Source organism: Rhodobaculum claviforme (assembly GCF_016653255.1).
Taxonomy (GTDB): Bacteria; Pseudomonadota; Alphaproteobacteria; order Rhodobacterales; family Rhodobacteraceae; genus Rhodobaculum; species Rhodobaculum claviforme.
On the sequence record NZ_NHSD01000275.1, the window covers coordinates 1 to 22,750 of the forward strand.

24 protein-coding genes, 1 tRNA gene and 1 pseudogene are annotated in these 22,750 nt (G+C 72.0%); 14 read left to right on the forward strand and 12 right to left on the reverse strand.

Annotation, left to right across the window (positions count from 1 at the left end):
* Both CCR87_RS10915 and CCR87_RS17280 read left to right on the forward strand, forming a co-directional pair.
* Positions 1 to 1,786 (forward strand): patatin-like phospholipase family protein (locus tag CCR87_RS10915; protein ID WP_207186621.1); only part of this gene is annotated, 1,786 nt, incomplete at its 5' end.
* Positions 1,787 to 1,943: 157 nt separating this feature from the next.
* Positions 1,944 to 2,237 (forward strand): hypothetical protein, encoded by a 294-nt coding sequence (locus CCR87_RS17280; RefSeq protein ID WP_242511960.1) that lies wholly within the window; start codon positions 1,944 to 1,946, stop codon positions 2,235 to 2,237.
* 867 nt (positions 2,238 to 3,104) lie between these two features.
* Here CCR87_RS17280 and CCR87_RS10925 read toward each other — a convergent pair.
* Both CCR87_RS10925 and CCR87_RS10930 read right to left on the reverse strand, forming a co-directional pair.
* Positions 3,105 to 3,422 (reverse strand): DUF3775 domain-containing protein, encoded by a 318-nt coding sequence (locus CCR87_RS10925; RefSeq protein ID WP_201157561.1) that lies wholly within the window; start codon positions 3,420 to 3,422, stop codon positions 3,105 to 3,107.
* An 84-nt stretch (positions 3,423 to 3,506) separates the two neighbouring features.
* Complete coding sequence (locus CCR87_RS10930) at positions 3,507 to 4,793, reverse strand: O-acetylhomoserine aminocarboxypropyltransferase/cysteine synthase family protein (RefSeq protein ID WP_201157562.1); 1,287 nt, start codon at positions 4,791 to 4,793, stop codon at positions 3,507 to 3,509.
* Between the two features lie 208 nt (positions 4,794 to 5,001).
* On the opposite strand from CCR87_RS10930, the gene msrA reads away from it, so the two are divergent.
* On the forward strand, positions 5,002 to 5,664 hold the full coding sequence (gene msrA / locus CCR87_RS10935; RefSeq protein ID WP_201157563.1) for a peptide-methionine (S)-S-oxide reductase MsrA: 663 nt from the start codon (positions 5,002 to 5,004) through the stop codon (positions 5,662 to 5,664).
* 1,134 nt (positions 5,665 to 6,798) lie between these two features.
* Here msrA and CCR87_RS17745 read toward each other — a convergent pair.
* Positions 6,799 to 7,749, reverse strand: a pseudogene (locus CCR87_RS17745) (D-alanyl-D-alanine carboxypeptidase family protein); the annotation flags it as partial.
* 221 nt (positions 7,750 to 7,970) lie between these two features.
* Positions 7,971 to 8,687 carry an HAD family hydrolase gene (locus CCR87_RS10945; protein WP_201157564.1) on the reverse strand — a complete coding sequence of 239 codons (717 nt, stop codon included), beginning with the start codon at positions 8,685 to 8,687 and terminating at the stop codon, positions 7,971 to 7,973.
* A 139-nt stretch (positions 8,688 to 8,826) separates the two neighbouring features.
* On the opposite strand from CCR87_RS10945, the gene clpS reads away from it, so the two are divergent.
* Genes clpS through CCR87_RS10960 form a run of 3 tightly spaced genes read left to right on the forward strand, consistent with a single transcriptional unit; the run spans position 8,827 to position 11,026 of the window.
* Positions 8,827 to 9,162: an ATP-dependent Clp protease adapter ClpS gene (gene clpS / locus CCR87_RS10950; protein WP_201157577.1), complete on the forward strand. Its 336-nt coding sequence runs from the start codon at positions 8,827 to 8,829 to the stop codon at positions 9,160 to 9,162.
* Positions 9,163 to 9,189: 27 nt separating this feature from the next.
* On the forward strand, positions 9,190 to 10,191 hold the full coding sequence (locus CCR87_RS10955; RefSeq protein ID WP_201157565.1) for a class I SAM-dependent methyltransferase: 1,002 nt from the start codon (positions 9,190 to 9,192) through the stop codon (positions 10,189 to 10,191).
* Between the two features lie 25 nt (positions 10,192 to 10,216).
* Positions 10,217 to 11,026 carry an SDR family NAD(P)-dependent oxidoreductase gene (locus CCR87_RS10960; RefSeq protein ID WP_201157566.1) on the forward strand — a complete coding sequence of 270 codons (810 nt, stop codon included), beginning with the start codon at positions 10,217 to 10,219 and terminating at the stop codon, positions 11,024 to 11,026.
* Between the two features lie 61 nt (positions 11,027 to 11,087).
* On the opposite strand, the gene CCR87_RS10965 is transcribed toward CCR87_RS10960, so the two are convergent.
* Positions 11,088 to 11,164: transfer RNA gene (locus CCR87_RS10965), tRNA-Asp, on the reverse strand.
* A gap of 114 nt (positions 11,165 to 11,278) precedes the next feature.
* Between CCR87_RS10965 and CCR87_RS10970 the strand changes: the two genes are divergently transcribed.
* Genes CCR87_RS10970 through CCR87_RS10980 form a run of 4 tightly spaced genes read left to right on the forward strand, consistent with a single transcriptional unit; the run spans position 11,279 to position 13,953 of the window.
* Positions 11,279 to 12,037, forward strand: a complete 759-nt coding sequence (locus CCR87_RS10970) for a hypothetical protein (protein ID WP_201157567.1) — start codon at positions 11,279 to 11,281, stop codon at positions 12,035 to 12,037.
* 52 nt (positions 12,038 to 12,089) lie between these two features.
* Positions 12,090 to 12,533, forward strand: coding sequence for an FAS1-like dehydratase domain-containing protein (locus CCR87_RS17290; RefSeq protein ID WP_242511961.1), 444 nt, complete (start codon positions 12,090 to 12,092; stop codon positions 12,531 to 12,533).
* A complete protein-coding gene (locus tag CCR87_RS17295) occupies positions 12,533 to 12,736 on the forward strand; it encodes a hypothetical protein (protein ID WP_242511962.1) in 204 nt (67 codons plus the stop codon). The genes CCR87_RS17290 and CCR87_RS17295 overlap by 1 nt, the downstream gene beginning before the upstream one ends.
* Positions 12,736 to 13,953 (forward strand): CoA transferase, encoded by a 1,218-nt coding sequence (locus CCR87_RS10980; protein ID WP_201157568.1) that lies wholly within the window; start codon positions 12,736 to 12,738, stop codon positions 13,951 to 13,953. Before CCR87_RS17295 ends, CCR87_RS10980 begins: the two co-directional genes overlap by 1 nt.
* A gap of 27 nt (positions 13,954 to 13,980) precedes the next feature.
* Here the strand turns inward: CCR87_RS10980 and CCR87_RS10985 are convergent, their stop codons facing one another.
* Complete coding sequence (locus tag CCR87_RS10985; RefSeq protein ID WP_201157569.1) at positions 13,981 to 14,403, reverse strand: PaaI family thioesterase; 423 nt, start codon at positions 14,401 to 14,403, stop codon at positions 13,981 to 13,983.
* A gap of 134 nt (positions 14,404 to 14,537) precedes the next feature.
* Between CCR87_RS10985 and CCR87_RS10990 the strand changes: the two genes are divergently transcribed.
* Positions 14,538 to 15,530, forward strand: coding sequence for a DMT family transporter (locus tag CCR87_RS10990; RefSeq protein WP_201157570.1), 993 nt, complete (start codon positions 14,538 to 14,540; stop codon positions 15,528 to 15,530).
* Here the strand turns inward: CCR87_RS10990 and CCR87_RS10995 are convergent.
* Positions 15,430 to 16,092, reverse strand: coding sequence for a thiamine diphosphokinase (locus CCR87_RS10995; RefSeq protein ID WP_201157571.1), 663 nt, complete (start codon positions 16,090 to 16,092; stop codon positions 15,430 to 15,432). The two genes, CCR87_RS10990 and CCR87_RS10995, sit on opposite strands and share 101 nt — an antisense overlap.
* A gap of 142 nt (positions 16,093 to 16,234) precedes the next feature.
* Between CCR87_RS10995 and CCR87_RS11000 the strand changes: the two genes are divergently transcribed.
* Positions 16,235 to 17,557 carry a hypothetical protein gene (locus tag CCR87_RS11000; RefSeq protein ID WP_201157572.1) on the forward strand — a complete coding sequence of 441 codons (1,323 nt, stop codon included), beginning with the start codon at positions 16,235 to 16,237 and terminating at the stop codon, positions 17,555 to 17,557.
* Between the two features lie 192 nt (positions 17,558 to 17,749).
* Here CCR87_RS11000 and CCR87_RS11005 read toward each other — a convergent pair whose 3' ends face one another.
* Positions 17,750 to 18,196 (reverse strand): hypothetical protein, encoded by a 447-nt coding sequence (locus CCR87_RS11005; protein WP_201157573.1) that lies wholly within the window; start codon positions 18,194 to 18,196, stop codon positions 17,750 to 17,752.
* A 113-nt stretch (positions 18,197 to 18,309) separates the two neighbouring features.
* On the opposite strand from CCR87_RS11005, the gene CCR87_RS11010 reads away from it, so the two are divergent.
* Positions 18,310 to 19,215, forward strand: a complete 906-nt coding sequence (locus CCR87_RS11010) for a BadF/BadG/BcrA/BcrD ATPase family protein (RefSeq protein ID WP_201157574.1) — start codon at positions 18,310 to 18,312, stop codon at positions 19,213 to 19,215.
* Here the strand turns inward: CCR87_RS11010 and CCR87_RS11015 are convergent.
* Positions 19,160 to 19,999: a protein-disulfide reductase DsbD domain-containing protein gene (locus tag CCR87_RS11015; protein ID WP_274609774.1), complete on the reverse strand. Its 840-nt coding sequence runs from the start codon at positions 19,997 to 19,999 to the stop codon at positions 19,160 to 19,162. The genes CCR87_RS11010 and CCR87_RS11015 overlap by 56 nt on opposite strands.
* Before the next feature lie 114 nt (positions 20,000 to 20,113).
* Between CCR87_RS11015 and CCR87_RS11020 the strand changes: the two genes are divergently transcribed.
* Positions 20,114 to 20,698, forward strand: coding sequence for a YqgE/AlgH family protein (locus CCR87_RS11020; protein WP_242511963.1), 585 nt, complete (start codon positions 20,114 to 20,116; stop codon positions 20,696 to 20,698).
* Between the two features lie 10 nt (positions 20,699 to 20,708).
* Here the strand turns inward: CCR87_RS11020 and CCR87_RS11025 are convergent, their stop codons facing one another.
* Genes CCR87_RS11025 through CCR87_RS11035 form a run of 3 tightly spaced genes read right to left on the reverse strand, consistent with a single transcriptional unit; the run spans position 20,709 to position 22,646 of the window.
* Positions 20,709 to 21,275, reverse strand: coding sequence for a peroxidase-related enzyme (locus CCR87_RS11025; RefSeq protein ID WP_201157575.1), 567 nt, complete (start codon positions 21,273 to 21,275; stop codon positions 20,709 to 20,711).
* 25 nt (positions 21,276 to 21,300) lie between these two features.
* Positions 21,301 to 21,918 carry a GNAT family N-acetyltransferase gene (locus CCR87_RS11030; protein WP_338048915.1) on the reverse strand — a complete coding sequence of 206 codons (618 nt, stop codon included), beginning with the start codon at positions 21,916 to 21,918 and terminating at the stop codon, positions 21,301 to 21,303.
* On the reverse strand, positions 21,915 to 22,646 hold the full coding sequence (locus CCR87_RS11035; RefSeq protein WP_201157576.1) for a competence/damage-inducible protein A: 732 nt from the start codon (positions 22,644 to 22,646) through the stop codon (positions 21,915 to 21,917). The genes CCR87_RS11030 and CCR87_RS11035 overlap by 4 nt, the downstream gene beginning before the upstream one ends.
* Positions 22,647 to 22,750: the final 104 nt, after the last annotated feature.

The window sequence follows — 22,750 nt, forward strand, 5'->3', positions numbered from 1 at the left end:
GCGCCGCCCACCAGAAGCCCCGCGATCCGGCGCGGCGGCGGTGGGCGTGGCGCAGGTCATGGCGCTGTCGGGGACCGGCGGGTGGGGACCTGCGGCGGTCGCGCTGGTGCTTGCGCTGCTGGCGATGGTCGGGGCGATACGGCTGTGGGTCCAGACGGGGGCCGCCTGGTTCATGCTGCTGATCGTGCTGACGACGGCGGTGGCGCTTCTGGCGCAGATACCGGTGCTGTTGCTGGTGATCGCGGTAATTCTGGGCGGCGGGCTGCTGGTGCGCCGGCTGGTGCCGTTCCGCCAGACCATTCCGGGCATTCCGGCGGCGCGCTACGGCGCGCCCATCCGCCCCAACGAACCCCACCCCGAGCCCGACCTGCCCGCCGCGCCCCTGATCGCGCCCGAGGCCGCGCTGGAGGCGTGGCGCGCCCGGCACGAGGGCACGCCGGACAAGCCCCGCCTGGTGCTGCTGGCGCTGTCGGGGGGCGGCTATCGCGCGACGTTCTGGACGGCGGCGGTGCTGGATGCGCTGTTCCGCCGCGACGGGCGGTTCGCACCGGCGGACGCGCCGGAGACGGCGCGGCTCGACGGCTTGGTGGACGCGGTGCGGGTCATCGCCGGAGCCTCGGGGGGGATGGTCACCGGCGGCTATGTGGCCGAGCTGGCCGCGCGCCATGCCACCGGTGCGGACCCCGGCACGCTGGTGGGGATGCTGGAGGCCGACATCGACAGCTTCCAGGCGCAGGACCCGCCCACCATGCCGCCGGGGATGCCCGCCCCGCGCGCCCACCGCGTGCGCATCCCGCGCGACAGCCTGTCGGCGGTGGCTTGGCAGCTGCTGCGCGACCTCGGGGGGATGTTCTCACCCTGGGCCACCACCCGCGACCGCGGCCGCGTGCTGGAGGCGCAGTGGCGCACCCTGTCGATCCCGTTTCACGATGTCCGCGAGCAGGAGGCGGACGGCCTGCGCCCCTCGCTGATCTTCTCGCCCATGCTGGTCGAGAGCGGGGCACCGGCGTTCATCTCCAACCTGCGGCTGGCCGACTTCCGGACCCACTATCACAACGCCGACGGCCGCTCGGATGCCGACGAGCATTCGGCCGAACTGTTCCGCATCCTGCCCGACGCCTATGGCCGTACCGGAACGGACGGTGGCGCGGGGCTGACGATCGCCACCGCCGCGCGGCTGTCGGCGACATTCCCCTATGTGCTGCCGGCGGTGTCGCTGCCGTGCAAGCCGCACCGGCGGGTGGTCGATGCGGGGTACTACGACAACTATGGCATCGACGTGGTCACCGGGCTGCTGAACGCCGATGCGGTGCGCGACTGGGTGATCGAGAACTGCTCGGGCGTGCTGGTGATCGCGCTGCGGGCATTCCCCGACCAGCCGACGACCGTGCCGACGGCGCCATTGCCACGCCTGTTCTGGTGGCTGACCAGCCCGGTGGAGGCGATGTTCAACGCGCGTGGTTCGTCCCAGACCTTTCGCAACCGCGAACAGCTGCGCCTCACGCGTGAGCTTTATGGCGCGGCGCGGGCGGCCCGTGATCCGGCCATCCCGCCGGGGCAGTGGCAGCAGGCCGGGCGCGACTTCGTCGATATCGTGACCTTCACCTGCGACACGGACGCGTCCATGTCGTGGCACCTGAGCGATGCCGACATGGCCGCGATGCAGGCCGCGGCCGAACAGATGACCCGCCCCGACGCCCCCGAGATGGCGCGCCTGCTACGGATCTGGGGCCATGCTGCAGACCGGCAGGCAAAGTCGACGGCTGTGTCCCTGGTGGTGGTGTAGCAGGAGGCCGCGCGCGGAGCCCTTTTCGTCGCGCAACGGCTCCGAGCGGATCATGGAAGCAGAGGTGGAGGCCCTCAGGAACCGATGCGGTGGATGCCCCCCCCAGCGGCCTCTCGTGTGCGATGATGGTTCCGCAGATACACTGGAGGGCACATCGATGACGACGACCGGCGGGATGCTGGCGATCGACCTGGCGAAGGGCAGCTTCCACGTCTGCGCAATCGGACCGGATGGGGCGGGTCCATACAACCGGGTGCCATCGCAGGCCCTTCTGATGACACGATTGGCAGAACAGCCGACCCGCGTGGTCGCGATGGAGGCCTGCGCCACGTCGCCTCGCTGGGGCCGCATGGCGCAGTCCCACGGCCACGAGGTGCGCCGGATGCCGGCAGCATATGTGAAGCCTTTCGCCAAACGGCAGAGTGAGGCGGAGAAGAAGCCGATCCAGTGAGTCGCTTTCCCGCCGAACGACAAGGCGGATGCCAGAGCCATCGCGGAGGCGGCCTCGCGCCCGACCATGCGGTTCGTGGCGGTGAAAAGTGCAGGGACGCAAGGCCGCGCGTTGTCCATCGAACTTGAACCGATGGCGCCCTGATGGACGACCGTTCCGGACGCATCAGTGTCTGGTGCGGCAGCGCACACAGCTCCTCAACGTGCTGCAGGGGCATCTGGCCGGGTTCGGGCTGGTGGCGCCAAAGGGACCGGCGCGCATGAAGGTGCCCGAGAGCGCGTTGGCCGACGAGACCGGCGCTCTGCCCGTCGTGGTGCTGGAGATGGGGACGATCCATCTCGAGCAGATTGCGCGGCTGACGGAGGTGATCGCGCGGCTTGCGAGGCGGCCTCGAGGACCGATGCGCAGCTGCTCGGGCACTGCGCCATCCCCGGGGTCGGCCCTGTCACCGCCTGTGCCGTCGCGGCGGTCGCACCAGACCTCGATAGGTTCGACAGAACGACCGACGAGGATCATGCGACACGGATTTCGACGTTCAAGGCGGGCGAGTCAGCCCCGGGGCTCGCGCGCTTGCAGCTCTCAGAACCGATGCGAGCAGCCCTCCCAACGGCATGACCCACCCGTGGCGTCATCCAGGGCCGTGCTCAGAGGCTGGGCACGCGTCGGATCGAAGACCCCGCCGAAAGACCGAAGGTTGCGCTTGCCCAACAGGGGGCTTCCGCAGGCGTCGCCTTGTGGACATCGAGCCCCATGAACGGGCCACCCTGCATCCGATCCCTCCGCCGCTCATCAGGCGCGGGACCCGCCAACCGGGCGCAACCCTGGGAGGCCGCCGACACAGGTCAGCTCACACCGCGATCATAGGGTCTAGAGGAAATCCTCCTCGACATCGCTGACGTCGATGTCGAGCGCGTCCAGCCCGGCCTCCAGGTTTTCCGACAGATGCGGCATGCCCATCAGGTAATCCGCCGTGGGGGTGCTTTTCTCGGAGAACGCGGTGGCGACGGCCTCGGCGAAGTCGTCGGCCTCGAACGCGCCGCGGCCGATCCAGGCGATGGCGGTCAGATGCGCCTGCTCATCTTCGTTCAACCCCTCGATGAAGGCCCGCAACGGCCCCTGGGCGCCCCGCTCGCGGCGCGCCTGAAAGATGACATGGACGACTTTCTGCGGGCTGATCTCGATCATCACGGGCTCCTTCGCGACTCAGTGTCACCGTTGCGCGGTCCGGGTGCAAGCCCCCGGCACGGTCGAACCGTGCCGGGGACAGGCTCAGCCAGCCGCCTTGGCCAGCGCCTGGTCCAGATCGGCGATCAGGTCGTCGGCATCCTCGGTCCCGATGGAAACGCGCACGACGTCCGGCCCGGCCCCCGCGGCGGTCTGCTGTTCCGGCGTCAGCTGCCGGTGGGTGGTGGAGGCCGAGTGGATGATCAGCGACCTGGTATCGCCGAGGTTGGCCACATGGCTGAAGATCTCGACATTGTCGATCAGCTTCATGCAGGTATCATAGCCCCCCTTCAGCGCAAAGGTGAACAGCCCACCCGCGCCCCTGGGGCAGATCCGCTCCACCCGGTGGTGCCACGGCGAGGACGGCAGCCCGGCATAGGTCACGGCCGCGATGCGGGGGTCGTTCTCCAGCCAGGTCGCCACCTTGACCGCGTTTTCGCAATGGCGCTGCATCCGCAGGCTCAGCGTCTCGATCCCCATCAGCGTGTAATGCGCGGCCTGCGGGTTCAGCGTCATGCCCAGATCGCGCAGCCCCACCGCGATGGAGTGGAAGGTGAACGCCAGCGGCCCGAACGTCTCGTGGAACTTGAGCCCGTGGTACGCGGGCTCGGGCGCCGACAGCGACGGGAACTTGTCCGAGGCCGACCAGTCGAAGCGGCCCGAATCGACCACGCAACCGCCCACCACCGTGCCGTTGCCGGTCAGGAACTTGGTCAGCGAGTTCACCACCAGCGTCGCGCCATGCTCGATCGGGCGGCACAGATACGGCGTGGCCGAAGTGTTGTCGACGATCAGCGGCACGCCCGCGCGGTCGGCAATCGCGGCGATGGCATCCAGATCGGTGATGTAGCCGCCGGGGTTGGAGATCGATTCGCAGAACACCGCGCGGGTATCGTCGTCGATCGCCGCGGCCACCGCGTCGGTGTCGTCGAAGTCGACGAACTTCGCGGACCAGCCGAAGCGGCGGATCGTGTGGCTGAACTGCGTGACCGTGCCGCCGTACAACCGGGTCGAGGCGACGACGTTGCGCCCCGGCTCCATCAGCGGAAACAGCGCCATGATCTGCGCGCCGTGCCCGGACGAACAGCACACCGCGCCCGCGCCCCCCTCCAGCGTCGCCATGCGTTCCTGCAGCACCGCGATGGTGGGGTTCGTCAGGCGGGAATAGATGAAGCCCACCTCCTGCAGGTTGAACAGCGCGGCCGCGTGGTCGGCGTCGCGGAACACATAGGCCGTGGTCTGATAGATCGGCGTCTGCCGCGCGCCCGTGGCCGGATCGGGCCGGGCACCGGCATGGATCTGGAGCGTGTCGAAACCGTAGGTGGTGCTCATCTGTCCCTCCCCTGAGCGCGCGCGGCGACCCTAGGGCCCCGCGCCGCGCGCTGCAACAGCCCCGCACCGTCGCAGGCCGCACAGCACCGCGCCCGCCGGGGTATCGCAGCGGTGTGGACGCCCCTCACCGCTGCGTGACTTGCCGCGGGCGCGCGCGCCCCACATCCTGAGGGCAGAGCGGTGCGCCCGCGCAAGAGGGGACGGAACCATGACCACGACGCGACGGACACTGACACTGGGGGTGCTTGCGGCGGGCATGCTGGCGACGCTGGCACCGCCGGCCATGGCACAATCCGGCGATACCCGGACCGCCATCGTCGCGGGCGGTTGCTTCTGGTGCGTCGAAAGCGACTTTCACCGCGTGGAGGGTGTGATCGACGTCACCGTCGGTTTCACCGGCGGCACGGTGGAGGCGCCGAGCTACAACCAGGTCGTGCGCGGCGGCACCGGGCATCTGGAGGCCGCGCAGATCACGTTTGACCCCGGCGTCATCAGCTATGACCAGATCCTGCACCTGTTCTTCCGCTCGATCGATCCGCTGGACGCGGGCGGGCAGTTCTGTGACCGGGGCGACCACTACACCACCGCCATCTTCGTGACCGACGACGCCCAGCGCGCCAGCGCCGAAGCCGCGGCAACCGCCGCGAGCGCCGAGCTGGGCACGCCCGTGGTCACGCCGATCCGCGCGGCGATGCCGTTCTGGCACGCCGAGGCGTATCATCAGGGCTACCACCGCAGCACGCGCCTTGTGGTGACCCGCTTCGGGCCGCAGACCAAGGCGCAGGCCTACAAGCTGTACCGTGCCGCATGCGGGCGCGACGACCGTGTGCGGGAATTGTGGGGCCCGGACGCCCCCTTCGTGGGCGGCTGACGCCGCCGGCCCGGACAGTCCGGAAGCACCGGCCCTGGCCCGACAGTCCGGGGCCCGACAGTCCGGGGCCAGACCGTCGGCGTCAGACAACCCGGCAGGCCCGGGGGCGGCCACTTGGCGCGCTCACGGGGTGATCGGCGTGCAGCTCCGGTCATGGGCCAGCAGCCGGTCGCAGGCCATGCGGGCCTCGACCTCGCTCAGCCCGACAAAGGTCGCATCGAACCCGCCCGAGCCGCGCTGGACCCGGCGCAGCGCCCCGTCGAAGCTGGACAATTCCGCCAGCGCCGCGCGCATCAGGGCGCGCTCGGCGCCGTCACGGGTGCCGAAGCGGCCGATGGTGATCCCCCAAAGCCGCGCATCCGACGTCGACAGCTGGCTGAGGACCAGCTCCTCGGCCGGGGTCGGGGCGCCGGGGGCCTGCGCCGTAACCGGCGTGGCCCGCCCGGTGTCCAGCAGCCGCGCAAGGCCCGGCGGCGGCGCATCCGAAGCGGCATTGTAGGTCAGCACCACCAGCGGATTGGCCTCGGGCGGGGCGTCGGCCCTGGCGGCGCGCAGGGGCGCGGGCCGGGAGGATGGCGCGGGGTCCGACACCGCAGCCACACGGGCCTCGGGCGCGGGTACCGTCGCGGGCGCGGCAGACGCGGGAGCAGACGCGGGAGCAGAGGCGGGCGGTGACAGCGCGGCGATGGCCCCGGCCGAGGTCGGACCCTCGGAGGGGGACGGCGCTGGCACCGCATCGGGTGACACCACGGCGAACGGCACCGCGCCCGGCGCCCCGCCCGATCCGGACGTCGCGATCGCGAACGGCCGCTCGTCGGTCGGGTCCGCGCCGATGACCCGGGGCGCCCGCGCCTCGGCGACGGCGCCGACGAGCGACTCCGCAACCGACCGGTCCGGCAGGACCGCGTCGTCGGGGCGCGGCGGCGGCACGACGGCGGCGAGAGCCTCGGCGGTTTCCGCGGCGGCGGCGGCCGGACTGTCGAGGGCGGCCGTCCCGGCCACGGCAAAGGGCAGATCGGCGGGGTCAACATCCGGACGCTCGGGCGGGCGCATGCCGGGCGGCAGGATGGCCGCGTCCTGTGTGGTGCGGCCGGTCCCGGAGGCGGCAGTCTGCACGCCGATGGCTGCGGCGCTGGCGCTGGCCACGGCGGCGGCGATTCCCGCCTCCAGGTCGGCAAGCGCGAGCTCGGGCGCCACGGGGGCCGGGCGCAGCGGCGGCAGCGGGCTGCGGCGCACCGCGGTCTGCCGGCTCTGAACCGCCGCCATGGCCACGCCGGCCGGGGGACGGTCGCCATAGTTCGGCGCCGAGGGCGGCCGCAGTGGCGCATTCGCCGGTGCGCGGGCAAAGCCGATGTCCATCAGTTCGGTCACGCGACGGGTGCGATCGGGCACCGAGGCGCCGCCGAACAGCGTCACGATGATGCGGCGGCTGCCACGCTCGGCCGAGGCGGTCAGGTTGAACCCCGCCGCCCGGGTGAACCCGGTCTTGATCCCGTCCGCCCCGGCATAGCTGTTGAGGAACGCGCGGTTGGTGTTGTTCACCGTCGTCACCCCCGCATCGGCCGACCGGCGCGAGAACAGGTTGTAGTATTCGGGGAAGTCGAAGAACAGCTGACGGCCCAGCGTGGTCATGTCGCGCGCGGTGGACAGATGCCCCGCCGCCGTCAGGCCATGGGCGTTGCGGAAGGTGGTGTTGGTCATGCCCAGCGCCTGGGCGGTGCGGTTCATGCGGGCGATGAAGGCGGATTCGGAGCCCGAGATCGCCTCGCCGATGGCGGTGGCGGCGTCGTTGCCCGACCGCACCGCGGCGGCGCGAATCAGGTAGCGCAGCGCGATCGTCTGACCCGCCCGCACCCCAAGGCAGACACAGGGCTGCCCGGCGGCGTTGGCGCTGATCCGCACCGGGGTGTCGAGGGTGATTTCGCCGTTCCGGATCGCCTCGAACGCGATGTAGAGGGTCATCATCTTGGTCAGCGAGGCCGGATGCAGCCGCGTGTCATGGTTGCGCGCAAACAGGATCTCGCCCGAGCGCATGTCCATCACCACCGACGCATGCGGCGCCGCGCGCGCCACCGCCGGCATCATCAGCGCCACAATCACCACCGCGACCGCGCAAACCGCCCGCTGGCGCAGCCACATACCCCGTGAAATCTGCACGACCCCGCCCCACTTTTCCTGCCTCTTTGGTCGATCCGGATCTTGGCTGTCCAGCTGCGACGCGCTCACGCTAGCACAGCGGGGTTAACAGGAAAACAATCTTCCGGTCAGAGGCTTTGCCGTCAAAGTTGATCCGATGCACAAGCGCATCACCCACCGGCGATTCGCATCAGAAGCGGGTGCAGACCGGACAGATCGGGCAGCGTGCGGAACCTCGGATGGGTGGCGGGCGTTGCGGCCTGCTCGATCGCCCAGGGGGTGCCGTGGGGCACATGCACCCCCCACGCCCCCGCCTCGATCGCCGCCACCACGTCCGACCGCATCGAATCGCCCACCATCAGCCCGGCCTCGGCCCCGCCGTGGCGGCCAAAGACGCGGGCATAGACCGCCGGGGTCTTCTCCGACACGATCTCCACGGCGTCGAACAGATCGCCCAAGCCCGACTGGGCCAGCTTGCGCTCCTGGTGCAGCAGGTCGCCCTTGGTGATCAGCACCACGCGGGCGTGCCCGGCGGCGGCCTGCACCGCGGCGCGGGCATGGGGCAGAAGCTCGATCGGGTGATCGAGCATCTCGCGCCCGGCCTCCAGCAGATCGGCGATGACGCTGGCGGGGACCTGAGCGTCGGTGACCTCGATCGCGGTCTCGATCATCGACAGGGTAAAGCCCTTCACGCCAAAGCCATACCGTCCCAGGTTGCGCCGCTCGGCCGCCAGCAGCCGCGCCTCCAGGTCCACCGGCCCCAGCTGCGGCCCCATGTGCGGGGCCAGCAGGTCGCCAAGGCGCTCCTGCGTCAGGCGAAAGAACCGTGCGTTGTGCCACAGCGTGTCGTCCGCGTCGAAACCGATGATCCGGAGGGGGGCGCGCATGGGCAGATCGGGCTCGGCTCTTTCCACTGGGCAATTCATTGCTATACTCAACGGTCACGGACAGGACCAGACCGCAACCGCCCCGACCACAGGTGATCCCTTGGCTGCCCATCGCTCTGACCGGCCCCAGGCCCCGGCGCTGTCGGACAAAGGTTCCGACGACGACGGCCCGCGCCGGGGCGACGACACCGGCGTCCTGACGAAACCGCGCGCGCGCACGCAGCGCCCGCCGCTGTACAAGGTGCTGCTGCTCAACGACGACTACACCCCGATGGAGTTCGTCGTGCATGTGCTGGAGCGATTCTTCGGCATGACCCATGCGCAGGCGTTCGACCTGATGCTGACGGTGCACAAGAAGGGCGTCGCCGTCGTCGGCGTGTTCTCGTTCGAGGTCGCCGAGACCAAGGTCGCGCAGGTGATGGATTTCGCCCGGCGCCACCAGCACCCGTTGCAGTGCACCATGGAAAAGGAATAGGCGCGCCACCCCCCGCGCCCCGTCGCCATGTCAGTCCCCGATCCGCGCGCCGCGCGCCTTTCCCTTGCGCTCGAGACGCCGCCCTCCGGGCGCACCGCCGCCTTTGGCCCGCGCGCCGGCGCGGATCTGTCGGCCCTCGGCCCGGCGGTGGAGGTGATCACCGGCTTCCGGCCCGACCATGACGCCTTTGCCGCGCGCGGCCTCGTGGTGCGAACCGCCCCCGAGGGGCGGTACGCGCTGTCGCTGGTGTGCCTGCCGCGCGCCCGCGCCGCGGCGCAGGACCTGGTGGCGCAGGCGCTGGCCTGTACCGACGGCAAGGTCCTCGTGGACGGGCAGAAGACCGACGGCATCGACGCCATCCTGCGCGCGGCCCGCACGCGGGCCGGCACGGGTGATCCGGTGATCAAGGCGCACGGCAAGCTGTTCGCGCTGGACGGCGCGGCGCACGCGGCCTTTGCCGACTGGCACGCCGGGCCGCGGCGGCTGGCGGACGGGTTCGTGACGCGGCCGGGGGTGTTTTCCGCCGACGGGCCGGACCCGGGGTCGCGGCTGCTGGCCGGGGCGCTTCCGGCGCGGCTGCCCGGGCGGGTGGCCGATCTGGGGGCGGGCTGGGGCTGGCTGGGCGCGCAGGTGCTGACGCGCGACGGGGTCTCGGGCCTCGATCTGGTGGAGGCCGATCTGGCGGCCGTGGCCTGCGCGCGCGACAACCTGGACGATGCGCGGGTGCGGGTGCACTGGGCCGACGCCACCGCGTTCCAGCCCGATGCGCCGTTCGACACCGTGGTGATGAACCCGCCGTTCCACCCGGGACGCGCGGGCGACCCGGCGCTGGGCACGGCCTTCATCGCGGCCGCCGCACGGATGCTTGCGCCGCACGGGTCATTGTGGATGGTCGCCAACCGCCATCTGCCCTATGAGGCCGCGCTGGCGGCGACCTTCCGCGAGGTGACCGAACACCCCGGCACCCCCGCCTACAAGTTGTTCCACGCCCGCAGTCCGCGGCGCGCGGGCGGGCGTCGCCCCGCCTGATTTCCACACCCGAAAGGTCGAGCGCATGAGCTTCTCCATCGAAGGCCGTACCGCCATCGTCACCGGCGCCGCGCATGGGCTGGGACAGGCCATCGCCCGGCACTTCGCCGACCAGGGCGCCAATGTGATGTTCGCCGACATGGACGAGGACGCGCTGGAGGCCGAGGTCGGCGCGCTGTCGGAAAAACACGACACCGTGCGGTTCTTCGGCGGCGACCTGCGCGAGCGGCTGACGGTGGCGAATCTGCTGTCGGCCACCATCGACGCGTTCGACCGCATCGACATTCTGGTGAACGCCTCGCGCCAGTGCATGACCACCGACCCGCTGGCACCCGACGACGACAGCGTGTCGGTGATGCTGGAGCAGAACCTGTTCGCCAGTCTGCGTCTGGCACAGGCCGTGGCCCGCCGCATGATCGCCCAGGCCGAAAGCGCCCCCGAGGACGTCCGCGCGCATGGCGCCATCGTCAATCTGTCGTCGATCGCCGCGCAGTGCAGCCAGCCGGAGCTGATGGGGTTTTCCATCGCCTCGGCGGCGGTGGACCAGATGACGCGCAGCCTGGCGCTGGCGCTGGCGCCCCACCACATCCGGGTGAACTCGGTCGCCTTTGGCAGCGTGATGAGCGCGAGCCTGCGCGAGCAGATCCGCGACAACGCCGACTGGCGCTCCGAGATCCGCAACCACACGCCGCTGGGCCGCATCGCCGCCCCGTCCGAAGTGGCCGAGGCCGCGCAATTCCTCGCCTCGGATGCGGCCGGGTTCCTGACGGGGCAGGTGCTGACGGTGGACGGCGGGCGCACCCTGCTGGATGCCGTGGCCGCCCCGGCCCACTGAGGGGCGACGCCGACCGGTCCGGCAGGGCCGGTCGAGCAGGTTCATTCGTGGGGGGGGAAGGTGGCGCGGTTGACGGGGCTCGAACCCGCGACCCCCGGCGTGACAGGCCGGTACTCTAACCAACTGAGCTACAACCGCGTTGAGAGGCGTCCTAGAGACCGCCGCGGGGGGCGTCAATAGCAAATCGACACGGCGGCGCCGATGCGCGGCCCCCCTCGACAGCGGCGGGTGCACCGTTATCTGTCTGCCGGCATGCAACGACGGAGGCGCGCGGTGATCTTTGTGGTGACGCCCGACACGGTCAGCAATCCGCGCGCGCTGCTGGGCGGCAGCCCGCCGCGCAAGATCCTCACGGGGTTGCGCAGCGTGTTCCCTGCGCGGCTGATGCTGGACCGGATCTGGTGGCGGCTGGCGCTGGAGTATCCACTGCTGCGCTACAGCTTCGCGCTGTCGCCGTTCCCGGCGGCCATCCTGATCTGGCCGGATCTGGCGCTGCCGATCTCGGGGGCGCCGCTGCTGATGTTCCTGTTCATCAACTTCATCGAGGGCAACGTGCTGTCGATCTCGGACCCCGACCGGCGCCGCCGCCTGCTGCCCGAGGACGAGGTCGCGCGCCGCCGCGACCTGTTGGAAAGCCGCGCGCGGGCGGTCCTCACGCGGCTGGCCGCGGGCCGCGACATGGCGGACGGCGAGATCACGCTGGTGGTCGAGCAATCGCCCATGGCCCCGGTGCCGCCACTGACGGTGATCTCGGTCCAGACCGAGGTGGAGGGGGCGCCCGTCGTGGCCCTCGATGCGCAGGAGCGCGCGATGGTGACGGAGGGGCTGTTCGACGACTTCCACGGCGCGGGCAAGCTGACGGAGCGCTGCCTGCACCGGCTGTCGCTGCGCGAAAACCGGTTCCTGCACGCCGTGACGCTGGATGCGCGCACGATCTCGGCCCATGCGCGGATGGCCGCGCTGGCCCGCGCGCGCGCAGCCGGCCCCGATGCGCAGCCCGCGCGGGCTTGACGCCGCAACGCAGCGCAACGATGTTGCGCCACGCGTGAGTCGGGAGACAGGAATGAACAGTGAATTCGCCGCGTGGGTCGGCCGGGTGGAGGAAGACACCGACGTCATCACCCCACGCCAAGCGCGCGGGATGGCGGCCACCCTGGGCGGGCAGCCCTGCGGCCCCGGGGACTTTGCCCCCGGCGACCCGCTGCCGCCGCTGTGGCACTGGATGGGGTTCGCGCCCATCGCCCCGATGGACGGCCTTGGCCCCGACGGCCATCCGGCGCGCGGCGGGTTCCTGCCGCCGGTGCCGCTGGAACGGCGCATGTGGGCGGGCGGGCGCGTGCGCTTCGTCGGCGACGCGCCGCGGCTGGGAGAGGCGCTGCACCGCCGCTCGGAAATCCTGAAGGTCGCGGACAAGACCGGCGCCGCGGGCCGGATGGTCTTCGTCACCGTCGGCCACACCCTGTCCACCCCGCGCTGGTGGTCCACGGCCCGTTACAGGCGATGCTGATGATGCAGGCCGCCCGGCGGCACAATCCCGGCCGCGCGGTCGCGGCCTTCACCCACCGCGGCGTGCGCCCGCTTCTGCTGATGGACACCCCGCGCATCCTGGCCGAGGCCGAGGTCGAGGGCACCACCGCGCTGTGCACCGCCACGGCGGACGGCGTTCAATGCATGCAGACCCAGGTGGTCTGGGAACAGGGAGGCGCGTGATGGCCGGTGTTCTGGACGGGCTGCGGGTGGTCGAGGGCTCGGCCTTTGTGGCGGTGCCGCTGGCGGGGATGACGCTGGCGCAGATGGGGGCGGATGTGATCCGCTTCGACCGGATCGGCGGGGGCCTCGATTCGGGCCGCTGGCCGGTGACGGCGGACGGGCACAGCCTGTTCTGGGCCGGGCTGAACAAGGGCAAGCGGTCGTTCGCGGTCAACCTGTCGGACCCGCGCGGGCAGGAGCTGGTGGCGGAGCTGATCTGCGACACCGCCAGCGGCTGCTATCTGACGAACCTCGGGCAGCGCGCGCCGCTGTCGTATGACGCGCTGGCCGCGCGGCGCGCCGATGTGATCGTGGTGTCGCTGTCGGGCACGCGGGCGGGGGGGCCTGCGGTGGACTACACCGTCAACCCGTCGATGGGCTTTCCCATGGCCACCGGGCCCGAGGGGTCGTCCGACCCGGTCGCCCATGTGCTGCCGGCCTGGGACTGCATTGCGGGGCAGATGGTGGTGAACGGGCTGCTGGCGGCCGAGCGTCACCGCCTGCGCACCGGCGCGGGGCAGCTGGTGGAGCTGTCGCTCAAGGACGTGGCGGGCGCGATGCTGGGCAATCTGGGCATCATCGGCGAGGTGGCGGTGAACGGTGTCGACCGCCCGAAATACGGCAACGCCCTTTATGGCGCGTACGGGCAGGATTTCATGACCGCCGACGGGCGCCGGGTGATGGTGATCGGGCTGACCGCGCGCCAGTGGAAGGGCCTGGTCAAGGCCACCGGCACCGCCGGGGAGATGACCGCACTGGCAGAGCGTCTCGGCGTGGATCTGGGCGACGAGGGGGCGCGCTTCACCCACCGCCACGCCATCTCGGAGGTGTTGCGGCCGTGGTTCGCCGCCCGTCGGCTGGCCGATTTCGCCGCCGATTTCGATGCCGCCGGCCTGACCTGGTCGGAGTTCCGGAGCTTTGCCCAGGCGCTGTCCGAGGACCCCGACCTTGGCCCCGACAACCCGATGTTCGAGGTGATCGAGCAACCCGGCATCGGCGCCTATCCGGTGCCCGCCTCGCCGCTGGCGTTTTCAGCCAGCGGGCGGCCCGGGCCGGCCCCCGCCCCCGTGCTGGGCCAGCATACCGAAGCGATCCTGGCCGATGTCCTGCGCCTGCCGTCGGCCGAGATCGGTCGCCTGATGGACGCGGGCGTGGTGGCGGGGCCCGCAAGGGGCTGACCGGCCGCCCGGAGCCCGCGGGCCGCCTCAGCCGCCCCGCGGCGCAAGCACCATCTGCGTCTGGATCACCAGCGCCGCAAGCTGGCCGTCGCCGCGGGTGATCCGGGTCTGCCAGATCATCGTGCTGCGGCCCTTGTGCAGCGGTGTCGTCTCGGCCCGCGCGGTGTCGCCCAGGGGGACGGTGCGCAGGAAGTTGGTCTTGCTCTCGACCGTCACGGTCCCCTGCCCCTCGGCCAGGTTGAGAAACGTCGCCGTCCCCCCGAGGTTGTCGGCCAGCGCCATCACCGCGCCGCCATGCAGCGTGCCGTTGCGGTTGGTCAGCGCCTCGGTCACCGCGACCTCGGCGACCACGCGGTCGGGGTCGGCATGGATGACCCGCAGCCCCAGCAGCCGGGCAAAGGGCGGCTGCGCGGCGGCGATCGGATGGATCGAGGCGTCGGCGTCGGTCATCGGGCGGCTCCCTGTCGCTGGCTTGGGCCTGGGCCTGGGCTTTGGCCTGGGCACAGCCTAGCGCGCCCGCGCCGAGACGACGAGGCAAAAGGGCGCGGATGGACACCGCCCGGCCCGCCCCCTAGGGTCGGGCGATGACCGCTGACCGTCCCCTCCTTGGCGTCGTTCTGATGCTGGCCTTCTGCATCGTGATCCCTATGTCGGACGGCTTTGCCAAGATGGTCACCGACAGCGTGCCGGTGCTTCAGATCGTGGCGATGCGGTTCGTGCTCGGCTCGATCCTGATCCTGCCGATCATCTGGGCCACCGGGCGCAGCCTGCGGTTGCCGCCGGGCACGCTGGGCCCGGCGCTGGCGCGCACCGCGTGCCATGTCGGCGCGTTCGTGGCGCTGCTGGCGGCGCTGGTGCACCTGCCGCTGGCCGAGACGATGGCCATCGTGTTCATCCAGCCGTTCCTGATGCTGCTGCTGGGCTGGGCGCTGATGGGCGAGACCGTCGGCCCGCGGCGGCTCGCGGCCTGCGTGGCGGGCTTTGCGGGTACGCTGATGGTGATCCAGCCCAGCTTCGTGCAGGCGGGGTGGGTGGTGGTGCTGCCGCTGCTGACGGCGGTGGGGTTCACCGGCTTCATGCTGTTCACCCGCCGCATCGCCAAGGCCTGCGACCCGCTGGCGCTGCAGGCCATCAGCGGGCTTCTGGCGCTGCCGATGCTGCTGCCGTTCCTGATCCTGGGGCCGCTTGCCGGGCTGCCGGATCTGGCGCCGGTGTGGCCCGACGCCCGCGCCTGGGGCCTTTTGTGGGCCATCGCGGGGTTTGCCACGGTGGCGCATCTTCTGATGACGGTGGCGCTGCGGCTGGCGCCCGCGGCCACGCTGGCGCCGATCCAGTACATGGAATTGCCGGTCACGGTGGCGGTGGGGTGGTGGCTGTTCCGGGACTTTCCCGACGGCCTTGCGCTGACGGGCATCGCGGTGATCGGGGTGGCCGGCCTCTACATGGTCCACCGCGAACGGCAGATCAGCATGGCGATCATCGCGTCAGCCCGGCCAGTGCCGCATCGAGCGCGCGCACCGGCAGAAGCACAAGCATCCGTGGCGCCGAAAACGACAGGCGGACCCCGCGCGCGCTGACGCGGTTCGACAGCCCGGTGACGGTATCGGGGGCAAAGTCGATGCCGTCGATGGGCCAGTGCAGCCCCTCGCTGCGGCCCCGCACCGGGCCCATGGGAAACAGCGACATCCGCATGCCCGGCGCCAGATCCAGCGCCAGCGTGGGTGGCGCGAGGAAACACACGTCGCGGTCCCCGACCACCACGCAGCGCCGGTCGGGGTGGCGCGCCAGCACGTTGAACGCCCCCAGCATGTGGTCGATCCGCGCCCCGGTGAACCCCACCGCCAGCACGAACGGCGCCGAGACCGAGCGCAGCGCCTTGTCGAAATCCGTGGTGTCCTGTTCGGCGATGCGGACGATTCGCGCGGGCTCCAGCGCCGCACGGCCCGCAGCACTCAGCGAATCGAGGTCGCCGATGGTCAGCTCGGGCACATGGCCCGCCGCCAGCGCCCGATCAGCGCCGCCATCGACCCCCACCAGGCGCGGCGCACGCGCCAGCGCCGCGTCCAGCGCCGCCGCCGTCACCTCACCCCCGCCCACCAGGGTCACGCCGCAGTCGGCCTGTAGGATCGTCCGGTCCATCGTGCTAGCGATGCCGATTGTGGCGGGCGATGGCAATGGGAGCCACATTTACGTCCTGAAAATACCCTGATGCCATCATTGGGTGAGGCGTCCGCCCCGCGCTGGCCGGACACGGCGGATGGCACTGGCGGCATGAGGCGACATGGGCGAACCGGCCAAGATCGTGACGGTCTCCTACGGGGCGTTCTCGTGCCGGCTGGAGGGGTTCGAGGACCCCGTCGCCATCGTGCGCGCCATCGCCGGCGTGTTCGACGAGGTGACGGCGGCGGCGCCGTGGTTCGGCCTGATGGCCGCGCAACCCCTGGCGCAGGATCGCGCACCGCGACCGGATGGCGGCCACGCCGCGCAGCGCCCGGACCGCGGGCGGCCAGGGCGGGCCGTGGGCCCAGCAAGCCGGAATGACCCGGCGCAGCCCCCCTGCGCACCGCCGGACCCGGATCGCCAGCCGGACACCGCCTCCGGTGCCTTGCCCGCACCCGTTGCCCCCGTGCCGCCCCGCACGCCCCCCCAGGCAACCGGCCCGCTGGGAGGGCCGGGGAGAGACCCGGAACAAGGCCCGGAACGCGACCCGCAGGATAACCGCAACTCCAGCCCCGGAGTCGGCCCCGAATCAGGATCCGATCCGGGCTCGGCACCCAACCGCGAAGTCAGCCGCAGCGATGGTCCCGAGCACAGGCCGGAACTCAGGCCCGGGCGCCATGCGGAGCGGTCGACACCCCTGCCCCCGGCCCCGCCCGAAGCGGCGGTGGACCGGCTGTTGCGACGCACCGATGATGCGCTGGCCGGGGACGACGCGCGCGCGCGCCACCGTCTGGTCGGCCACCTCAAGGCCGCCGTCGCCGCCACCCGCGCCGGAGAGGCGACGGGCGCCCGACCGCCCGGCGCATCGGCCGAGATGGTGGCGAGCTTTCGCGCCGATCTGGCCTCGGCCGTCGCGGCCCGCCCCGGCGTGCCGCGCCCCGATGCCCGCGCCACCAGCACCGGCACCGACGACACACCGTCCGGTCCCGGGCGCGGCAGCCTTGCCGCCACGCCTTCGGATGCGGGCGCAGCGATGCCCGAACCGACGGATGCCCCACCCGCACCGCAGCGCCCGCAGGAGCGCGCAGCCGCACCGGGCGCAGCCTCGCCCGATGGCAGTGACCGGCCGGGGCCGCCCCGCACCACAGCCCCGCTTGCCACGCAAACGCCGGCTGAGGGCTTTGCGGACTTTGCCGCGCGGCGCGGGGTGCACGATCTGGCCGATGTGCTGGAGGCCGCCGCCGCCTTTGCCACCGAGGTGGAAGGCCTTGCGACATTCACCCGTCAGCACGTCATGCAGCGCGCCGCCACCGCCGGATTCGACGCACAGGCCGGGCGCGAGGCCGGGCTGCGGGCCTTTGGCCGCCTGCTGCGCGAAGAACGCCTGATGCGGGCGCAGCGGGGGATGTTCGCCCTTGCCACCGGGGCGACCGCCCGATCCTGACGCAGCTCGCACAGCAAGGCACGACCGCACGACGCGGCTGCGACCCGGCGGCCTCACTTGGGACTGGCCGAGGGGGTGCGAAAAGTTATATTCTGCGCATAACAAACCGCGCCAGATCGCGAAGGGAACCGGGAAACGGTCCGGGGGGCGGCGATCCACCCCCCGGGCCCAGCCCGCAGGTCCCGCGCGGCCTCAGTCCAGCACCGCCACGATTGCATCGGCGAAGGCCGCGATCAGGGCATCGTACTGCGCCTGCGGGGTGGTGTCGCCCGCCTCCTCCATCACCTCGGCGGCCGAGACGCGCAGCGGTTGGCTGTCCGACAGGGTCGGGCCGATCACCGTCACCCGCCCCTCGAGGAACGGCGCCCCTTCGGCCACCATCATTTCATAGGCATTGTCGAGCGCGACACGGTCGATTCGCACCCGGACATGGGCCCCGCCCTCACCCAGGCGGTCGGTCAGCCGGTCATCGATTGCGCGCGACAGATCCGTGTCCAGATCCCCCCAGAAGGCGCCTGCGTCGGTGTCCTCCATCTCCTGCACGCCGGTTTCGATCTCGACCCCGGCCACCGGCACGGCGGTGGCCAGCGCCACCGACGCCCATCCCGCCGGAGCGAGAGTGAAAAGCACAAGCAGCAACGCGCGAATCATGGCAGACATTCCTTTTGCAACAAGATGGATGAAACGCTCAGCCTGCGGGAATGGTTCCACGCCATCTTGACCGGAGGCGGCACGGCGCGCAGTCCGGCGGCGTGGCGGGATCGGGGGATGCGATGTTCTGTCTGGGGATCGACGGGGGCGGCACCGGCTGCCGGGCCGTGCTGGCGGACCCGCGCGGCCACCGGCTGGGCGAGGGGCGCGCCGGTCCGGCCAACATTGTCACCGACCCCGATGGCGCGCTGCGCAGCATCCTGGCCGCCGCCGGGGCCGCGATGGCGGGGCACTGCGGCCCGCATCAGGTGGTCGCGGTGCTTGGCCTTGCCGGGGCGCAGATCGACGGGGCCGCGGCCCGAATCGCCGCCGCGCTGCCGTTCCGGCACGGCCATGTGGTGCAGGACCTCGAGATTGCTGTCGCCGGGGCGCTGGGGCCGCACGACGGGCTGGTGGCTGTGGTGGGCACCGGCAGCGCCTTTGCCCGCAGACAGGGCGGCGTGCTGCGCACGCTGGGGGGGTGGGGGCTGGCGCTGGGCGACGAAGGCTCCGGTGCCTGGATCGGCCGCGCGCTGTGCGCCGAGGCGCTGCGGGCGCTGGACGGCCGCCGCGCCCTGACGCCGCTGCTGCACCGCACGCTGGCGGATCACGGCGGCGGCGCCGGTCTGGTCGCGTTCGCGCGGACCGCGCGCCCGGCGGAGTATGCAGCGTTGGTGCCCGGGGTGCTGTCCGCCGCGGCGCGCGGCGATGCCGCCGCGCAAGCCCTGCGCCAGCGCGCGGCGGCCGAGGTCCTCGATGCGCTCGCCGCGCTTCAGGTCGATCCGCCGCTGCCGGCGGTGCTGACAGGGGGGCTGGGTCCACGCCTGCTGGACAGCGCGCCCGATGGCTGGGTGCTGGCGCCCGCCGCGGGCGGCCCGCTGGAGGGGGCGCTGGCCATGGCCGCACACATCCTCAGCGCGCGGGACACCCCCACATCTCCACCGCGCGGCCCGCGCCCAGAACGGTGATGCGCAGGTCCGAACGGTCCAGCGCCAGCGCGCCGCCGTCCAGCGACACCAGGTCGACCTGTGTGTGCAGCCGCTCACCCCGCCGCTCGGTCACGGCCTCGGACACCCAGACGGCGGCGTCGGAGACCTCCACCACCGCGACCTCCTGACCACCCAGAGGGGGCAGCGTCAGCGTCGCCGTCAGCCGCATCCCGTCATCGATCGGCGCCAGCGCGCACTCCGCCCCGCGCAGGCCCGCGTCGGCGGCGGGGGTCGGGCGGCTGTCCAGCGCCGCGGTGATGCGGGGATCGCGCGCGGCCGCACCCGGCGGCAGCACCGCGTCGATGGTCAGGGTGACCGGCACGCACACCGCCTCGCACACGCCCAGATCGACGCGCGCGGCAATGGTCGCGCCATCGCCCTGGGCATGCAGGGTGAATTCCAGCGGCAGGACCAGCTCGTGCTCGAACCCGATGGTGCGCACGCCCGAGGTGTCGAACACCCGTGGCTGCGGCCAGTGCACCCGCACCGCCGCCAGATTGTCCGACCCCGCCCAGTCGAAGCGCGGCGGCACGCCGCTGTCGCCGGGGGCGCGCCAATAGGTCTTCCAGCCCTCCGCCAGCGTCAGGTGCAGCGCCGCCATGTGGGTGCCGCGCTCGGTCCGCCAGCCCGGCAACACCTCGGCGCGCACCAGATCCTCGACCGCCCAGCCCTGTGCCGCGACCGGGGCCGCGACCGGGGCCGCCATCATCAGCGCCAGTGCCAGCCCCGCCGCGCGGGGAATCGCTTGTGTCCGCATGTCCATGCCCGCGACAGTCCGCCATTGCGGGCGCGCAGGAAAGTCACAAACCGGCGACGATCCCGCCTGCGGCCACGGCGCCCCTTGCACCCCTGCCCCGCCTGCGCGCATGCTGGTGACATGGCATCCACCGACGCGCCCGTGCTGAGCCTGACCGGCAAGCTTCTGATCGCCATGCCGGGGATGGCCGATCCCCGCTTCGACAAGAGCGTGATCCTGATGTGCGCCCACTCCAGCCGCGAGGCGATGGGCCTGATCGTCAACAAGCCCGCGCCGGGGCTGGACCTGGCAGACCTGCTGGAGCAGCTGGGGATCGAGGCCGACGCCGACTGCGCCGGCACCCGGGTGCGGCTGGGCGGCCCGGTGGAGCATGCCCGCGGCTTTGTGCTGCACTCCACCGACTATGGCGCCAACACCTCCACGCTGGAGATCGACGCGCGCTTCGGCATGACCGCGACGCTGGATGTGCTGGAGGACATCGCCCGTGGCGCGGGGCCCGCGCGCGCCATGCTGATGCTGGGCTATGCCGGCTGGGGCCCCGGGCAGCTGGAGGACGAGATCGCGCAGAACGGCTGGCTGACCGCCGATGCCGACGCCGACGCCGATCTGGTGTTCGGCGATGACGATGCGGGCAAGTGGGCCCGCGCGCTCGCGCTTCTGGGGATCGATCCGCTGGTGCTGTCGTCGGCGGCGGGCCACGCCTGAGGGCGCGCCCTCAGCGTGCCTGGGCGTGATAGTCGGGATTGGGCCGCATTCCGGTGGCCGAGGCCACGCGGTTCGACATCGCAAAGAACCCCGCGACGGCGGCGATGTCCCAGATGTCCCGGTCGGTGAACCCTTGCGCGCGCAGCGCGTCGCGGTCGGCCTCCTCGATGGTGTGGGAGGCGAGCGTGACCTTCTCGGCAAAGCGCAGCATGGCGGTCTGGCGGGCATCGAGCGGGGCCGCGCGCCAGTTCATCACCATCGCCTCACCGAGGCCGGGATCGCCCGACAGCGCGCGCACCGCCGCCCCATGCGCCACCTGGCAGTACCAGCAGCGGTTCGCGGCCGAGACCACCACCGCGATCATCTCGCGCTCCAGTTTCGACAGCGCCGACGGCCCCAGCATCAGGTCGTTGTACATGGCCGTGAAGGCATCGAGCTTGGCCGCGTCAAAGGCATAGGCGCGCAGCACGTTGGGCACCATGCCCAGCTTGTCCTCGCACAGCGCGAAATATCGCGCGGTGGCGTCGGGCAGCGGGTCCATCGGGGGCAGGTCCAGCGCGGTGGGGCGGTCGGTCATGGGGTCACCTCGGGGGCCGGGGGCATCACGCGATAGTGGTAGCGGTGCGCGACCGCCATGCCCAGCCCGTCATAAAGCGCGCGCGCGGGCGCAGGGTGTGCGTCACCTCCACCGCGTGCAGCATGGCCACGGGACCGGCCACGGCGACAAAGGCGGTGCCCGCCACCCGGTCGGCGATGCGCGCCATCAGCGCCGCACGCGGGCCGTGCGCGCGCGCCATCACCGCCAGCCGCGCGGGACCGATGCCGCCCTCGGCCCAGATCTCGCGCTGGATCGCCAGCGGCGGCCACAGCGCAAAGGCGCGCAGATGCGGCAGCGGCACGGGCGCCAGCGCCGCCACCGGGGCCGCCAGGATCAGCGTCGGATCCGCGCGCACCAGCCCGCGCGCGGCCAGCGCGGCATCCAGCGGGCCATCCCAGGCGCAGGCGTCCGGGCGCAGTCGGAACAGCGCGTCGGGCATCGCGGCAAGGGCCGCCTCCAGATCCACCTCCGTCACCGGGCCGCGGGCGGTGGCCGACGACACCCGACGGCCCCCGCCCGCGCCATCGCGCAGCACGAACGGGCCGCAGTCGCGCACCCGCGCGGCGGGCCATGTCGCCTCCAGCGCGGCCTCCAGCAGGGCCGGCGCGGGGGCGTTGGTCACGCGATATCCCCGGGAAACAGGCGCACCAGCTCCATCATCGCGGCGTCGATGCGCACGCTGTCGGTGCCCCGCACGACGATCTGGCATCCGAACGCCCCGTCACGCTGGAACGGATACGACCCGAAGGACAGATCCGCATACGCCGCCGCGAGGTCGCGCAGCGGCGTGGCGATCTCGCCCTCGGCGCGCATCAGGCGCAGCGACTGGTGCAGCAGCGGCGCGCCCTGCGTCAGCGCCGGCAGCACCGACGCCAGCATCGCCGCAAAGATCGCCGGGACCCCCGCCATCACATGCACATTGCCGATCGAGAACCCCGGCGCCGCCGACACCGGGTTGTCGATCAGGCAGGCCCCCTCGGGGATGCGGGCCATGCGCAGGCGGGCCGCGTTCAACGCCATGCCGCTGCGCGCGTAATGCGCCTCCAGCAGGGCGCGGGCGTCGTCGCGCACGTCGATGGGCACGCCAAAGGCCGCCGCTACCGCATCGGCGGTGATGTCGTCATGCGTCGGCCCGATCCCCCCCGAGGTGAACACATGGTCATGCGCCCCCCGCAGCGCATCGAGCGCCGCGACAATGCCCGCGTGGTCGTCCGGCACGATCCGAACCTCGCGCAGGACGATCCCGCGCCCGGCCAGCTCGCCGGCCAGATGGTGCATGTTGGCATCGCGGGTGCGGCCCGAGAGGATCTCGTCGCCGATCACCAGCATGGCGGCTGTGGGGTTGGGCATGGGGTGTCGTGTCCGCTTGTGACAAAGGCCGCGGCCACCCTAGCCGAGGGCGCGGGCGTTTCCAATCGCCCGCACGCCCCCCCGTCGGCACGCCCCGTCGGCAC